The following is a 13,651-nucleotide window of genomic DNA, read 5'->3' on the forward strand; positions in this document are numbered from 1 at the left end:
TAGCTCCGCCCGAAAGTATCCGTCTGACTATCGGTAGGTGGGGGATTTTCGTCGCTGTCGTCGATAGTCCACCTATGTCCATCGATGAACTGCAGGAGTACGGAATGGTGAAAATGGACGAAAAAGAAATCGAGGGGTTCCTTTCGAGTCAGAAGACTGGCGTGCTCGGGCTTCCAGCAGAAGACGGCCCGTATTTGCTTCCCATCTCCTATGGGTACGACGGGCACGACCGACTCTATTTCACGTATCTCCTCGGCTCGAATAGCCGGAAGCAAACGTTAAGCGAGGCAACCGACACCGCGAGATTCCTCGTGTACAAGGTGGATACGCCGTACAATTGGCAAAGCGTCCTTTTGACTGGTCACCTTACCGCCATCCCGGAAACCGAGTGGGACGCGCTCAACGAGATCCCACATACCGCCTGGCGGCCCGCCGTTTTCGAATCAGCTACCCTGTCGGGAGACGTGAAAGTCTATGAATTCCAAACCGACGAACAGACGGGAATCAAACACGAAGGACTCCCACCTGCTCTCGAGCCGAACGAAATGTGACCAATAAACACGCTCAAAATAATTCAACTGCTTCGATTTACTACGGTCGCAGTTCCACACGGCGATCCAGCGGCAGATAGAGTGGAAACCGTCGTACGCTCTTCTCATCTAATCACTCGGCTCGTCGACAGCCTTCACCGAGGAAACCACGACGGACCGGAAGTCGTCACTCCCTCGGTCGCAGTCGCGGTCGCGTCTTCGACCCTTCGAAATCAGAAGGAAGGCGGGGGATGTATACCCGAAGATGTACTCCGATGTCCTTCTCGCGACCGACGGCAGCGAGTGTGCACGCGCGGCGACGGTCCACGATCGACCTCGCGGAGACCGACAGTGAGACGCTGCACGCCCTCTATGTGATCGAGACGCGAATCGGCTACGACAGCGCCATCATCGATCCGGAGACGGTCGAAGACGACCTCCGCGCCGAGGGCGAGGCCGTCCTCGAGGCGGTCGGCAATGAGAGTCGGGAGCGGGACGTGGCGCTCGTCGACCGGATCGAAAAGAGGGGTCCCGAACGAGTGATCGTCGAGTACGTCGAGCGCGAAGGCATCGATATCGTCGTCCTCGGGTCACGGGGAAAATCGGCGTTCAAGTCGGTCTTGCTCGGCAGCACGAGCGAGGTACTCGTCCGCGACCTTCCGATCCCGTCGTACTCGTCTCCGACGGCGACGACGGGGAACCAGTCGTGTGATCGCTTCCGAACCGAGACCGGGGATACCCGATCTCAGTCCGAACGATCCGGTCGGACCGCGAGCCGGTATTCCTATGTGTTCCGCATATCCACTACGAACTGGGACGATGAACGCATCGACCGAGTGCAGGACGAAACGCGGGATTCGGTATGCATTGCTCGCGGTGTTCGTCGTCGGCCTCCGACGACGTGACGCGGGTGCGGTCGCGAACGCGGTTGTCGCGACGATCGGCACGTTCCTTCCCGATCTCGCCGAACGAGCGTACGATATCAAACTCCGTCCGTGGCAGCGCATGTATGTCCGTAGCGCGATGCTCACCCACGCCATCGGCATGCTCGGTCCGTACGACGATATCCGGTGGTGGGATCACCTCACGCATATGCACTCCTCGTCGATTCTGGGCGGTGTCGTCTTCGCGATCAGCCGTCGCCAGGGGCGCGATCCTCGTCCTCGGGTCGTCGCCGTCGTCGTCTGTCTCGGACTTCTCTGGGAGATCGTCGAGTGCGCCGTTCACACCGCAGGGAATCGCCTCGGGTTCGAGCCGGTACTCGTCTCGTACGGAACGAAAGACACTGTCCTCGATCTCGTTTTCGATCTAATCGGCGCGCTCCTCGTGCTCGCGTTCGGTGATCGCGTCCTCGGCGATTTCGCAGCCGACGCGTGACCGTCGGTTATCGCCTCCGTCGCCGGGAACGGTCACTCGAGGGTTCGGGCTACCGCAAGCGGAGCAGTGACGCCGTCGAACCGCTATCGTCCTGACGGTGCTAACTGGTCGGACTCGCGAGTAACGGTCGGCACGACAATCCTATCTCGACGACCGCGTCACGACCAGTACAGGGACGTCGAGGGTCCGGAGGAGGGACGAGGTGACGCTACCGAGAACGCGGCGACCGAGATTCGACCGGCCGCGCGCCCCCATGACGACGAGGTCGATATCGGTATCGTCGACGTACTCGCGGACGCCGGCAGCGATGCCGTCGAACGACGTCATCCGCACGACGGCGGTCGTGACGTCCGGAACCTCGTCTCCAATCTCCGTCGCCACGTCCTCGACGATCCCTTCGCCGTTGGCCTCGAGTCGGTCGACGAATTCACGCTCGAGGCCCCCGGCGTCGAAGGCTCCGCCCGCGGCCTGCAGATCGACGACGTTGAGCACGTGGACCGTCGACCCGTACCCTTGTGCGACCGCGGCGCCGTGTCGGGCGGCGTCGGCAGCGATCTCACTTCCGTCAGTGGGAACGAGCAGGTCGGAGTAATCAGCCGTTGCGTCCGATGCGCCCTTGGGGACGACGAAGACGGGGACGTCGCTTCGATGGAGGAGCTGTTCCGTAACGCCGCCGAGGAGTCGCTTTCCGAACCCCGTCAGTCCCTGTCTCCCGACGACGATCAGACCTGCGTCTCGTTCGGCCGCGTACTCGGCGATCCGGAGCGCGGGCTTGCCCTCCGTCAGTTCCGTCGTTATGGGCCGATCGATAGCGGACGCGAGTTCCTCGATTTCTTCGAGAACGGTTTCACCGCGCTCTCGAAGCCGCGCCTTTTCGTCGGCGGACCTCGCGAGCCGGAGCGACTTCCACTCAACGACGTACACGATGTCGACCGCTGCATCGAAGACGCGAGCGAACTCGAGTCCGCGTTCCGCCGCTCGCTGGGCCTCGTCGCTTCCGTCGACGGCGATCACAATACGGTCGTACATATGCCCCGACCTTCGACTTCCACGCTCTTCGTTCTTCGCCAGTGGCTGAGCTGACGCTACTCATCGGGCGCTCTCAGTGAGGTGTACGCATCGTCTCGCGGGTCGGTTCCGCGATCACCCGTTCTCGGGTTGCGGTCCGCCACCCGTCTGTGCCTCTTCGGCGTCGCCCCAGCCGCCAGCATCGACGACTTCGAATAGCTTCTCCCAGTTCTCGTCCCGTCGGTCTTCGGGGAGCTGATCGCGGAGTTGCCGGAAATCCGACTGCGGAACCTGCGTCCGAACGAGATCGACGATGACGCGGGCGTGGTACGCGGCCTCGGCAGGGTCGTTCCCTTCGATTTCGCTCACCCGCGAGACGAACTCCCGCCAGTCGAATCGCTGGCCGTGCTCGTCGACGGCGCCGGTCATGTACCAGCGGATCTCCATCGGCAGCGAGGCCGCGAGATCCTCGGCCGCGCCGTCCGGAATCCGCTGGCCGAGCGTCACGAGCGTGGCTCTGATCGCGCGAACGGTTTCGCCCGTTCCCGGTAGCTCGAGTCGGTGCTGGACCTCGCCGGTGAATTCGTCGAAATTCATAGCACTCGAGGATCCCACACCGCTCAGCAGTATAAACCCCCTCTCGTCGGTCGTCTCAGTTGTCGTTCCGACGAGGACCGGTGTTCGACGCTCGAGCGACGGCAGCACGGCGTCGCCGGTCGCGCACGCGGCGAACGGTGGACCCGAAGTCGTTCGCCGGGCGGAAAAGCGAGCAGAATCGACGCGAATAGCATATCGTTGATAGCTGCAAGGTATATGGTCGGGCCGGGTGTGAGAAAATCACGCCTATGTACAACACGATCCTCGTCGCGACGGACGGAAGCGACGCTGCAAACCGCGCGGTCGAACACGCGACCGATCTCGCCGCGGCGTTCGACGCCGACCTTCACGCGATTTACGTCGTCGACACGACGCGGTACGGGCAAGCGGTACTGTCCGAATCCAGTGGTGTCCTCGAAGAACTCAAGGAGCGCGGGGAAGCGCTCCTCGAAGACGTCGCCACGCGATCGGACGTCGACGTCACGACGGAAATTCGAAACGGGAGGCCGGACGAGGCGATCGACTCCTATGCCGCGGCGATCGAGGCCGACCTCGTCGTCCTCGGCAATCGCGGTCTCGGTGGGGGCCCCTCTGCAGAGGTCGGAAGCGTGGCCGAACGAGTCGTTCGGAGCGCGGGTCGGCCGGTGATTACGGCCTGAGCAGAGTACGACCCGCCCGGAACGTATCAATCGTCGTGATGAAAGGTATATGACTCGATTCGGTGTGCGTCCGAGTGATTCGATGTACGACACGATACTCGTTCCGACGGACGGAAGCGATCCCGCGAACCGCGCCGTCGAACACGCCTTGGCACTCGGCGATCGGTACGACGCTCGAGTGCACGCACTGTACTGTGTCGAGACCCATCGATACGGAGAACCCGCATTGAGCAGTACCGCGGTCGTCCTCAACCAGCTCGAGGATCAGGGGCAGGCGATGCTCGCGGAGTTGGGTGATCGTACGGACAACGCCGGCATCACGTGTACGTGGGATATCTGTCACGGTCGTCCCTGGGAGGAGGCGCTCAAAGCGGCCGACGACGTCGACGCCGATCTGATCGTGATCGGCTATCAGGGCCAGAGCCACACTCGAACCGGAAAGATCGGGAGCGTGGCCGAGCGCATCGTCCGCTCGGCGGACCGTCCGGTGCTGACGGCGTGACTGAGGAGAACCCTGACTCGGAGGGGCAAAACGCCGCTTCCGCACAGGAAGGGCGTCGGCTGCCCCGCACGGACTGGTCGCCGAACGCGACCGTCACGATCGGATCGAGTGGGGATTATAACGGCGGTAGTGGTACGACAGTTGCTATGACGGCAGTCAAAGTCATCCGAGTCATGGGTACGTCGGAAGAGTCCTGGGAAGACGCGGCTCACGAAGCGTTTCGCGAAGCGAGCCAGACGGTCGACGACATCTCCGGTATCCGCATCGAGAACTGGACGGCGGACGTCGAAGACGGCGAGATCGTCGAGTACAAAGCGACGACCGAAATCGCGTTCCCGGTCGAATACTGACCGCCGCGATCGTTCCTGACGGGTTCATGTACCTCCGCGACGTTCGTACGATATGGGAACGCACGTACTCGTCCCGCTCGACGGCTCACCGCAATCGTGGGCCGCGTTCGACCATGCGGTTTCGAATTACGACGGCGAGACAATCACGACGGTACACGTCGTCGATCCGATGGAAGGAATCTATAGCGATTACGGAGGCGGCGGCTACTACGACGCTCAGGTCCACGAGCGGGCCGTCGAGCGAAGTGAAGAACTCGGCGAGCAGGCCCGCGAGCGAGCCGACGATGCGGAGGTTCTCGAGACGACCGTCCTCGAAACCGCGGTCGAAACAGGGCCACCCGCTCGGACGATCCTCGAGTACGCTGACGAGAACGATGTCGACCACATAGTCATGGGCAGCCACGGTCGCTCCGGCGTCGCGCGGATTCTGCTCGGGAGCGTAGCGGAGACCGTGACGCGGCGGGCGACGGTACCGGTGACGATCGTTCGCTGAGCGAGCGAGAGCCGTTCCCGCTCGCGATCACGGCGCCTCGCGGCGAACCCGCTCCGGGGCGTCGGCAAGTTCGACTTCAACCTCGTTCGTTCGCATGAACGGCGGCGTCCACGGATCGTTGTACTGGAGCAGCGTCGGCTCGCCGCGCGGGTCGAACTCCCGGCGAGAGAGCCGCTCGAGCAGTCGGGTCCGTTCTCGATCGACACGCTCGTCCGTCGCGTACCACGAGAATCGGCGCACCGCGACGGTCCGCGGCGGATCGACGACGAGTCGAACGGCGGGATCGGTCGGTATCGGCGCAGTCTCGGGCGTGTACGCCCGTGGAAGGTAGAAGGCCATCGTCACGTCGCCGCCGTCGGGCCCGGTTCGTACGGGCGCGGTCATCGAAATCGACGTCCCGCGGACCGCCACCGGCGCGGTCATCGCCACGTCTTCGCGCTGCTCGTTCGCCCCCGAGATATAGCGAAAGAGCCGACCGAACGCCGTCCGCGTGTCCGGCGCCGTCGTCTCGGCGCGGACCGTCCGCGGATAGCGGCGGATCTCGATACCGTCGAATCGCTCGAGGGGCTCCGACGGGACGCGTTCAGTCGTTCGGTTGACGTACGCGCCCCAGCCGATCCACAGTCCCAGCAAGCCAGCGGTTCCGAGCAGTAGGTTTCGTACCGATCGCATAGGTGCCGTACGTCTCACAGCCCAATAGATCCGTGGGCGGTCCGGGGCCGCCTCGAGTCGTCCGTCGGCGAGGCGTCTGCGTCCTGATGCGTCGTGACGATTAAGCTGGTACGTATAAGGCTCGAGGCGCCGTCAGTTAGCGCGTGAGCAGCGCCGAGCCACAGCCGATCGAACTCGAGTCCCTGACGAAGTACTACGGCGACGTTCGGGGCGTCGAGGACCTCACGCTCGCTGTCGACCGGGGCGAGGTCTTCGGCTTCCTCGGCCCGAACGGTGCGGGCAAGTCGACGGCCATTCGCGTTCTCCTCGGACTGTTGAAGCCGACCGATGGAACGGCGTTGCTGCTTGGACGGGACGTGACGGACCGAGCGGAACTCCGCGACGCGAAGCGGCGCCTCGGCTACCTCCCGAGCGACGTCACCTTCTACGATCGCGTGACTGGCGCGGCGGTGCTCGACCACTTCGGGCGGCTGCGCGGCGACGAGCGACGCGAGGAACTCCTCGAGCGCTTTCCGGTTCCGCTCGATCGGACCGTAAAGGCCTACTCGAGCGGTAACAGGCAGAAGCTCGCCATTGTCGCGGCGTTCATGCACGAGCCCGAACTGGCGATCATGGACGAGCCGACGTCCGGACTGGACCCGCTCGTCCAGAACGAGTTCTACGAACTGCTCGAGGAGCGACGCGAGGCGGGCCGAACGAGTTTCTTCTCCTCGCACATTCTGAGCGAGGTCCGGCGCGTCTGCGACCGCGTCGGGATCATCAGGAACGGCCGGCTGATCGAGCTCGACACCGTCGAGAACATCCTCGCGGAAGGCGGCACGATCGCGACCGTTCGATTGGCCGAGGAGCCGCCGCCAGCGGCCCTCGAGTTCCCGGGTGTCGCGCGCGTTGACCGGCGGGACGGCGACGGCAGGTACCGGCTCGTCCTTGCGCGGGAGTTCGACGCTCTCATCGAGCGTCTGAGCGAGTACACCGTCCTCGAACTTGAGGTTCGCGAGGCGTCCATCGAGGACGTGTTCATGCACTTTTACGGAGGTACGGACGAGGACACCGATTCGCCAGCGAACAGGAACGACGCGACACCCTAACTCGAGTACGCGAGCGCACCCGCCCTGTTCAGGCTCTCAACGCCTCTGGTACCACCAGATCGCCGCGAGCACGAACACGACCGCGACGGCGAGGAACGGTGCGACTGAGTCGACATCGGTGTTCTCGTCCGTTTCGGCGATCGAAACCGGAATCTGAACGGGATCTGCGCTCGCACGGTTCCCGGAGCCCGCGTCGTACGAGAGCGCGAGCGCGACGCTGGTCGTCGTCTCGACAGCATCCGAGGACGACTCGAGAGCGAACCGTGCCGTTTCCGACTCTCCGGGCTCGAGCGCGCCGACGTACGCCGTCGGCGACTCGCTCGTCAGCGGCGGTCCGACCTCGATCGCGGCGACGACACCGGTCATCGGGTCATCCCCATTGTTCGTGATTCGGACCTCGTAGACGCCCGCTCCGTCGACAGGGATCTCGTCGCGGACGGGCGTCACGTCGAACGCTCGGGACCCGTCGACCGGGAGCTCGAGCAGCGCCGGACCGTCGGTCCGGACGACCGTCTCTTCGTCGTCATCGTCGTCGATTCGGGTGTCGTTCGTTTCGTCGGTTTCGTTCAGTCGAAATTCGTCGTCGGCCGGGCCCTCAGTGTCAATTTGATACTGAACGGACGCAAACAGCGGATACGTCTCCGGATCGACGTCCGAGACCACGACGTCAACGGCTACGGTCTCGGTGTCGCCGGGCCAGATGTCGTCGACGACGACCGACCGCGTCGGTTGCGGTGCGTCGGGCGGCCCGAACGTCATGGCGCCGTTGACCGCTCGTACCGTTACGACGACGCTGGTCGCCTGTCGATCGCCGTCGTTTGTCACCTCGAGCGCGACCGGCATCGTTTCGCCCGCACGGACCGACTGATTCTCCGCGACGGCGACGGTGACGTTCCCGTCGGCCGCCTGGACGATCTGCGGATCAGTCGTCGGTACGGCAAGCGGCGGTTCGAGTGCGGACGTGTCGTTCGCAACGGGCGACCGCGGCGCGGACTCGTCTCCGGCCGTACCGGCGGGCGGCGCGCTCGCGTCGGCACTCGGATCGTCGATCGATCCGTTCGCGTCCGTATCGTTTCGCGACTCGTTCTGTAGCGGCGTGACCGACCCCGTTTCGATCGGGACCGTCGCCGCGACGGATCCGAGTATCAGGATGACGACGACCGAGAGGACGCCCGCCGTAACGGCTGCTCGACGCCGTCGATTCGAGGTCGCCTCTCGGCCGCCCATGTCCACCGTGAGACGGTCGATCCGCAGATAAATCGCCCGGCTCGTTCCCGTCGTTGAAGCGCTGATTACCGGACGATTGTCGTGACAACTGCTCGTTACCTCGAGCGGATACGCTTTACGTATAAGGTACCGGCTCCCGTCGGGAGACAGGTCCCCTGATATCCGATGCTCGAGCTTACCTCGTTCGAAGCCGGTCGTCGACTCCGCGGGTCGCTGCTACTCGCCGGTGCCATGGTTGCGCTGATCATTCTCACGATCGCGCTCTTTCCGTCAATTCAGGAGACAGGCGCCGATCTCGACGCCTATCTCGAGTCGCTGCCGCCCGAAGCGACGCGCGCGTTCGTCGGAAACGTAACCACGCTGACCACGATCGAGGGGTATCTCGTCTCCCAACTCTACCAGTTCGGCTGGGTGTTGCTGCTCGCGATTTACTACGCCTACGCCGCGGCCTCGACCGTCGCGGGGGAGGTCGAACGCGGGACGGTAGGACTGACGCTGGCGCTGCCGGTGACGCGGTCGCGGGTCGTGGTCGGCAAGTTCCTGTCGCTCGTTCCGGGCGTCGTGTTGCTCAACGCGATCACGTTCCTCATGGTCTACGTCGGCGTGGTGTTCGTCGGCGAATCGATCGACGTCACGCACCTGTTCGCCGTTCACGCGTACTCGATCGCCTACCTGCTCGCCTGCGCCGGGGTCGGACTCGCGGCCTCCGTCGCATTCAATTCCGTCCGCCGCGCGCAGACCGTCGGCGCCGGATCGGTCTTCGGGCTCTTCCTGCTCGATACGTTCACCTTCGAGACCGACTACGAGTGGATCGGGGACGTCGCGTTCTCCCGGTACTTCGATCCTGGTGCGATTCTCGTCGACGGCGACCTCTCGTGGGCGGACCTCTCCGTCCTCGTGGTCGCCGTCGTCGTCCTCGTCGTCGCCAGCGGTGAATACTTCGAACGGCGCGACCTCTCCGGCTGACTCACGACGGACCGTCAGCCCGCTCCGCCGACTCCGTTTCCCGGCAAAAATCGGCGTGGGGCTCGAGGGCCTCGAGGTTGGACGGCGTCGGACGGCGAACAATGAACACGTCGTATGACTCCTCCGCGGCGACGTGGACGCCGACGCTCGTCAGCGGCGTCACGATGCGGCTGACGTTGTCGCTCCCGAGGAACACGACGCTCGGATCGTGATCCAGTAACAGTCGCTCGATGTGGTCGGCAAGATCGGTCTCCGGGAAAACTCGCGGATACGTTCAAACTCGAACGTCGCAGACGGTGCGAGCTCCCGCACCCGTTCGCGGAGGCTCGCGACGATGGCGTCGACGTTATACGGTTCGTTCTCGTCGATCCGTCTCTTCTCCCGTGCGTATCGTTTTCGCTCCGGGACTACGGCCACGGCGGCGATCCCTTCGTCGAGCGCGTTGCCGTACTCGACGGCCCTGACGAGGGCGGCCTCCGCGAGTTCCGAACCATCGAACGGGACGACGAACGTCATACGTCTGGTCTCTACGCCGGGGTCAATAACTTCGGGTGGCCAGAACGAACGACCGGGCGTTTGGTCGTATCCGCGCTACGGGTTCTCCCGCTACGATTTGTTCGTCTCTCGAGCGCGAACCGTTACGACGGGAGCCGGCGCGGTGCGCAGGACGCGCTCCGTCACGCTGCCCGGCAATTCTCGATCGCCCTCGCTTTGGCCGTGCGTTCCCATGATCAGCAGGTCGACGTCGTTCGCCTCCGCGTACGCGGAGATCGCTCTATGGATCGACCCCCGGTTGACCGTCGTCCGAACGTCAATTCCGGCGCCATCGGCCGCGCTCTCGGCTGCTGCCTCGAGTTCGCGGGTCGCCTTCTCCTCGAGTTGATTGAGCAGCGCCGTCGACTCGGAACCGAGCCCGTAGCGCGTCGCGCCGACCACCGACAGGAGGTGAAGCGTTGCTTCCGTCTCGGCGGCGAGTGCAACGCCGAGTTCCAGCGCGGCTCGTGCGTGCTCGCTGCCGTCAGTCGGGACGAGGATCTGCTCGAACGGATACAGGCCTCGAATATCGTCGCTCGCGCGAGCGACGAGTACGGGGACGGGAGCGTCGCGGACGATGCTTTCGGTTACGCGTCCCAGAACGACCGGTTCGGCGACCCGCCGTCCGTGTGCACCCATGACGACGATTTCGACGTCCGCCGTTTCGACGTATTCGAGAATCCGTTCTCGAGGATCGCCGCGTCGCTGTTCGGTGACGACGGCCTTCACATCGGCGGTCACGCTCTCGCGAGCGTCGTTAAGGATCTCGTCGGCCGTTCGATCCGACACGTCACGGGGTCCGTCGTCGCGGTCGTTCTCGTCCTCGGAAACGACCAGCACGTGAATCGTCGCCGACGGCGACGCGATTCGACCGGCGAGTTCGAGAGCGGCGTTCGCGGGGCCACTTCCGTCGGTCGAGACGAGGAGTCGATCGTACATACGGTGGGTTCGCCGCTCGGGCACTTACAACTATCCGGGGTGTTCGATCGCGCGTGTTCGCGACAAACGAGAGTCCGGGTCAGCGTCACTGAACGGTCCGAAGCCGACACCGCATGAAGTGTTGACGCTGATACTATTTATGCAGGAACGTGATAGGGCAGTTCATGAAACCATGGGCTGAGCAGTGGTGCCACCTGTTGATCGCTCTCGCGTTGATCCTGCTAACGATCGGTATCGGCTACGACTTCGTCTTCGGCACGAAGTTGGCTGACTTCCTCGTGATAATCGGCGGACTCTTCCTCGGCTGGGTAGCGTTCCTCTACTGCCTCGGAAACGCGTCGTTCTGGGGGTAGTCGATCGTCGGTCCACCGTTCGACGCCGACGACGGCGGTTCGCGTTCGATTTCACCCGGTCGACCCTCGAACGCACTATCTGCGAGGACGTCGGGCAGAAGCGCTGAGACCGGACGCAGAAACAAACACGAACGGACCACCGAACAGCTACCGTGATAGAAGCAAGTAGTTCGACGTGGGAGCCGACGGTATGACGGACTTACTCGAGGAGCGAACGGCCATCGTGACCGGTGCGTCGAGCGGAATCGGACGAGCGATCGCGCGTACGTTCGCCGAGAACGGTGCTGACGTCGTCGTCGCCGACGTGCGCGAAGCGCCGCGGGAAGGCGGCACCCCGACGCACGAACTGATCACAGACGAAACCGAAGCGACGGCGACGTATGTCGAGTGCGACGTCTCGAGCGTCGACGATCTCGAGGCGACGTTCGACGAGGCCGAGCGGTTCGGCGGCGTCAACGTCCTCGTCAACAACGCCGGTATCTTCCGATTGGAGGAGTATCTCGAGGTGACCCCTGATCAGTACGATCGACTCATGGAAGTGAACGTGAAGGGAGCGTTCTTCGGGACCCAGCTCGCGGCCCGGCGGATGACCGAGAACGGCGGCGGGAGCGTCATCAACATCTCGAGTATCGCCGGTTTCCTCGGGAACGGGAGCTACGTCGCGTACTGCGTTTCAAAGGGTGCACTTCGACTGTTGACGTACGCGACTGCCCATCGCCTCGGACCCGACGGAATCCGCGTCAACGCAATCCACCCGGGCGGAGTCGAAACCGCGATGATGGAGGACGCCCATATGGGGCCCGGCACGCTCGAGGCGTTTGCCGAAGCGGTTCCATCGCGACGGATCGGGAATCCCGAGGATATCGCGGGTGCCGCGCTGTTTCTCGCGAGCGACCTCTCGGGGTACGTGAACGGCGAGTCGCTCGTCGTCGACGGCGGGTACGTGCACACCGGATGACGAACATGACTCTCTGTGACTGGGAACGCAGAAGCGACTGCCGCGTCGATGACTAACTCTACGAGTCGGTCATCACCTCCTTTCGTCCCGTCATCGTCTCGGGATCGAGGTAGAAGTACTGGAACGCCGTTTCCCGCGGCGGTCGCTCGAAGACGTCGACGAGCGGAATCTGAATTGCCCACATCCCCTGTATCTCGGCGGATTCGTACGGAACATCGGAGATGTCTGATAGTCGTCCCGTAACGACGACGCTTTGCCACCCACCATCGGTCTGGCGGTGCGTGACGAAAGAGACCGGTCGGTCGACGAGTTCCTCTTTTCTGCTGTCTGGCGGAAACGAGAGCCGGTAGTAGAACCGTTTCTCCTCGGCGTTGTACCCGTAGGACACGGGAATCGAGACCGGCGGATCGTCGAGGTCCGTGGAAAACGAGATGACACCCGTTCCGCCGCGGCCGAGGAACTCGTTCATTTCGTCTTCGCTCAGTTGTAACCAGCGTAGCCCCTGCATGTGTCCAGCCACCACGGCACGGTAGAAAGTATCCTCTCACAATCTGCTGGAAATTCGCCTCGAGGAGAACGTCAGGTTCGGTGACTGATACGGTCACGACAGGAAAATCGACTCGCAGCGGCGGAATGTCTTTGTGTCCACATAGCGCACGCTGACAGATGACCGACGAGTGGTCCCACGATACCGACGGCGACGAGAGCAGCGAGGGGAACCGGAAGGATGACATGGCGATCATGCCGAGAAAGTCGACGAACACGGCGACGACCCGATCTGCATCGACTACCGGTGGATGGTTCCGATGTGGGAAATCTTCGAGTCGTCGAACCGAGACGTTCGAGACCATGACCGGTATGCACAAAGCGGTCAGCGACGCGATACGCACCGGTGACTTATCGAACGATCGTCACCGGCACCGGTGCTCGCCGCGCTACGAGTTCGGCGACACTCCCGAGCAGGAGTCGGTCAAGTCCAGTGCGGCCGGTACTGCCTATGACGATCTGGTCGATATCTCGGTCCGCAGCGTAGGCCACGATAGCCCGCCCCGGATCACCCTCAGTCGTTTCGGTCTCGACAGTGTGATCATATTCGTCGGCAAGCGTGCGAACCTCTCGGAAGATTTCGTTAGCGCGTTCCCGCGCTTGATTGGCGCTCGATTCCGACGCGACGACCTCTACGAAATTTAGCGCGTGAAGGACGACGATCTCGTCGTCGGGAAACGTCTCGAGAGCGTGTCCCAACGCGTCGAGTGACTGGCGCGAACCGTCTACGGGTACGAGTATCCGTCTCATCGGTGAGCCTACCATGGGGATGGTAAAATCTCTTGTCGGGATCGACGTACGGATCCGACGGGGACTCTCGAGTTGGGGGTCGCCGTCGCTTTGCATTCGAGT

General features: G+C 63.4%; 18 protein-coding genes and 1 pseudogene. 11 read left to right on the forward strand and 8 right to left on the reverse strand.

Translation table 11 applies throughout. The features are described 5' to 3' along the window. The first annotated feature begins 74 nt into the window (after positions 1–74). From EH209_RS18425 to EH209_RS18435, 3 genes are all read left to right on the forward strand, one after another. Positions 75–551, forward strand: a complete 477-nt coding sequence (locus EH209_RS18425; protein ID WP_126664321.1) for a pyridoxamine 5'-phosphate oxidase family protein — start codon at positions 75–77, stop codon at positions 549–551. Between the two features lie 284 nt (positions 552–835). Further along, the gene (locus EH209_RS18430; protein WP_249038838.1) at positions 836–1,435 is read left to right on the forward strand and encodes a universal stress protein; all 600 of its coding nucleotides are present in this window, start codon (positions 836–838) and stop codon (positions 1,433–1,435) included. Then, complete coding sequence (locus tag EH209_RS18435; protein WP_126664322.1) at positions 1,350–1,907, forward strand: hypothetical protein; 558 nt, start codon at positions 1,350–1,352, stop codon at positions 1,905–1,907. The genes EH209_RS18430 and EH209_RS18435 overlap by 86 nt, the downstream gene beginning before the upstream one ends. A 141-nt stretch (positions 1,908–2,048) precedes the next feature. Here EH209_RS18435 and EH209_RS18440 read toward each other — a convergent pair whose 3' ends face one another. Beyond that, the gene (locus EH209_RS18440) at positions 2,049–2,936 is read right to left on the reverse strand and encodes a universal stress protein (protein ID WP_126664323.1); all 888 of its coding nucleotides are present in this window, start codon (positions 2,934–2,936) and stop codon (positions 2,049–2,051) included. Between the two features lie 114 nt (positions 2,937–3,050). Continuing rightward, positions 3,051–3,512 (reverse strand): DUF2267 domain-containing protein, encoded by a 462-nt coding sequence (locus tag EH209_RS18445; protein WP_126664324.1) that lies wholly within the window; start codon positions 3,510–3,512, stop codon positions 3,051–3,053. 248 nt (positions 3,513–3,760) lie between these two features. On the opposite strand from EH209_RS18445, the gene EH209_RS18450 reads away from it, so the two are divergent. The 4 genes from EH209_RS18450 (at position 3,761) to EH209_RS18465 (ending at position 5,516) form a co-directional block, all read left to right on the forward strand. After that, positions 3,761–4,171 carry a universal stress protein gene (locus tag EH209_RS18450; protein WP_126664325.1) on the forward strand — a complete coding sequence of 137 codons (411 nt, stop codon included), beginning with the start codon at positions 3,761–3,763 and terminating at the stop codon, positions 4,169–4,171. Between the two features lie 82 nt (positions 4,172–4,253). Beyond that, positions 4,254–4,673 (forward strand): universal stress protein, encoded by a 420-nt coding sequence (locus EH209_RS18455; protein WP_126664326.1) that lies wholly within the window; start codon positions 4,254–4,256, stop codon positions 4,671–4,673. A 146-nt stretch (positions 4,674–4,819) separates the two neighbouring features. Continuing rightward, positions 4,820–5,023, forward strand: a complete 204-nt coding sequence (locus tag EH209_RS18460; protein WP_126664327.1) for a dodecin family protein — start codon at positions 4,820–4,822, stop codon at positions 5,021–5,023. A gap of 52 nt (positions 5,024–5,075) precedes the next feature. Next, on the forward strand, positions 5,076–5,516 hold the full coding sequence (locus EH209_RS18465; RefSeq protein ID WP_126664328.1) for a universal stress protein: 441 nt from the start codon (positions 5,076–5,078) through the stop codon (positions 5,514–5,516). A 27-nt stretch (positions 5,517–5,543) separates the two neighbouring features. On the opposite strand, the gene EH209_RS18470 is transcribed toward EH209_RS18465, so the two are convergent. Beyond that, positions 5,544–6,188: an SOUL family heme-binding protein gene (locus EH209_RS18470; protein WP_126664329.1), complete on the reverse strand. Its 645-nt coding sequence runs from the start codon at positions 6,186–6,188 to the stop codon at positions 5,544–5,546. A gap of 143 nt (positions 6,189–6,331) precedes the next feature. Between EH209_RS18470 and EH209_RS18475 the strand changes: the two genes are divergently transcribed. Next, positions 6,332–7,276 (forward strand): ABC transporter ATP-binding protein, encoded by a 945-nt coding sequence (locus EH209_RS18475; protein ID WP_126664330.1) that lies wholly within the window; start codon positions 6,332–6,334, stop codon positions 7,274–7,276. A 36-nt stretch (positions 7,277–7,312) separates the two neighbouring features. Here EH209_RS18475 and EH209_RS18480 read toward each other — a convergent pair whose 3' ends face one another. Continuing rightward, positions 7,313–8,503 carry a COG1361 S-layer family protein gene (locus tag EH209_RS18480; RefSeq protein ID WP_126664331.1) on the reverse strand — a complete coding sequence of 397 codons (1,191 nt, stop codon included), beginning with the start codon at positions 8,501–8,503 and terminating at the stop codon, positions 7,313–7,315. Positions 8,504–8,668: 165 nt separating this feature from the next. On the opposite strand from EH209_RS18480, the gene EH209_RS18485 reads away from it, so the two are divergent. Next, complete coding sequence (locus EH209_RS18485) at positions 8,669–9,469, forward strand: ABC transporter permease (RefSeq protein WP_126664332.1); 801 nt, start codon at positions 8,669–8,671, stop codon at positions 9,467–9,469. A gap of 1 nt (position 9,470) precedes the next feature. Here the strand turns inward: EH209_RS18485 and EH209_RS18490 are convergent. Both EH209_RS18490 and EH209_RS18495 read right to left on the reverse strand, forming a co-directional pair. Then, a pseudogene (locus EH209_RS18490) lies at positions 9,471–9,985 on the reverse strand (universal stress protein). Positions 9,986–10,075: 90 nt separating this feature from the next. Next, positions 10,076–10,942, reverse strand: a complete 867-nt coding sequence (locus tag EH209_RS18495) for a universal stress protein (protein ID WP_126664333.1) — start codon at positions 10,940–10,942, stop codon at positions 10,076–10,078. 164 nt (positions 10,943–11,106) lie between these two features. Between EH209_RS18495 and EH209_RS18500 the strand changes: the two genes are divergently transcribed. Together EH209_RS18500 and EH209_RS18505 are read left to right on the forward strand one after the other, a co-directional pair. Further along, on the forward strand, positions 11,107–11,295 hold the full coding sequence (locus EH209_RS18500) for a hypothetical protein (RefSeq protein ID WP_126664334.1): 189 nt from the start codon (positions 11,107–11,109) through the stop codon (positions 11,293–11,295). A gap of 190 nt (positions 11,296–11,485) precedes the next feature. After that, positions 11,486–12,253, forward strand: coding sequence for an SDR family oxidoreductase (locus EH209_RS18505; protein ID WP_126664335.1), 768 nt, complete (start codon positions 11,486–11,488; stop codon positions 12,251–12,253). 58 nt (positions 12,254–12,311) lie between these two features. On the opposite strand, the gene EH209_RS18510 is transcribed toward EH209_RS18505, so the two are convergent. Together EH209_RS18510 and EH209_RS18520 are read right to left on the reverse strand one after the other, a co-directional pair. After that, positions 12,312–12,761 carry a pyridoxamine 5'-phosphate oxidase family protein gene (locus EH209_RS18510; protein ID WP_126664336.1) on the reverse strand — a complete coding sequence of 150 codons (450 nt, stop codon included), beginning with the start codon at positions 12,759–12,761 and terminating at the stop codon, positions 12,312–12,314. Between the two features lie 389 nt (positions 12,762–13,150). After that, positions 13,151–13,645: a universal stress protein gene (locus EH209_RS18520; protein WP_343132693.1), complete on the reverse strand. Its 495-nt coding sequence runs from the start codon at positions 13,643–13,645 to the stop codon at positions 13,151–13,153. Positions 13,646–13,651 lie beyond the last annotated feature (6 nt).

Origin of the sequence: Haloterrigena salifodinae (assembly GCF_003977755.1) — an archaeon.
GTDB classification, from domain to species: domain Archaea; phylum Halobacteriota; class Halobacteria; order Halobacteriales; family Natrialbaceae; genus Haloterrigena; species Haloterrigena salifodinae.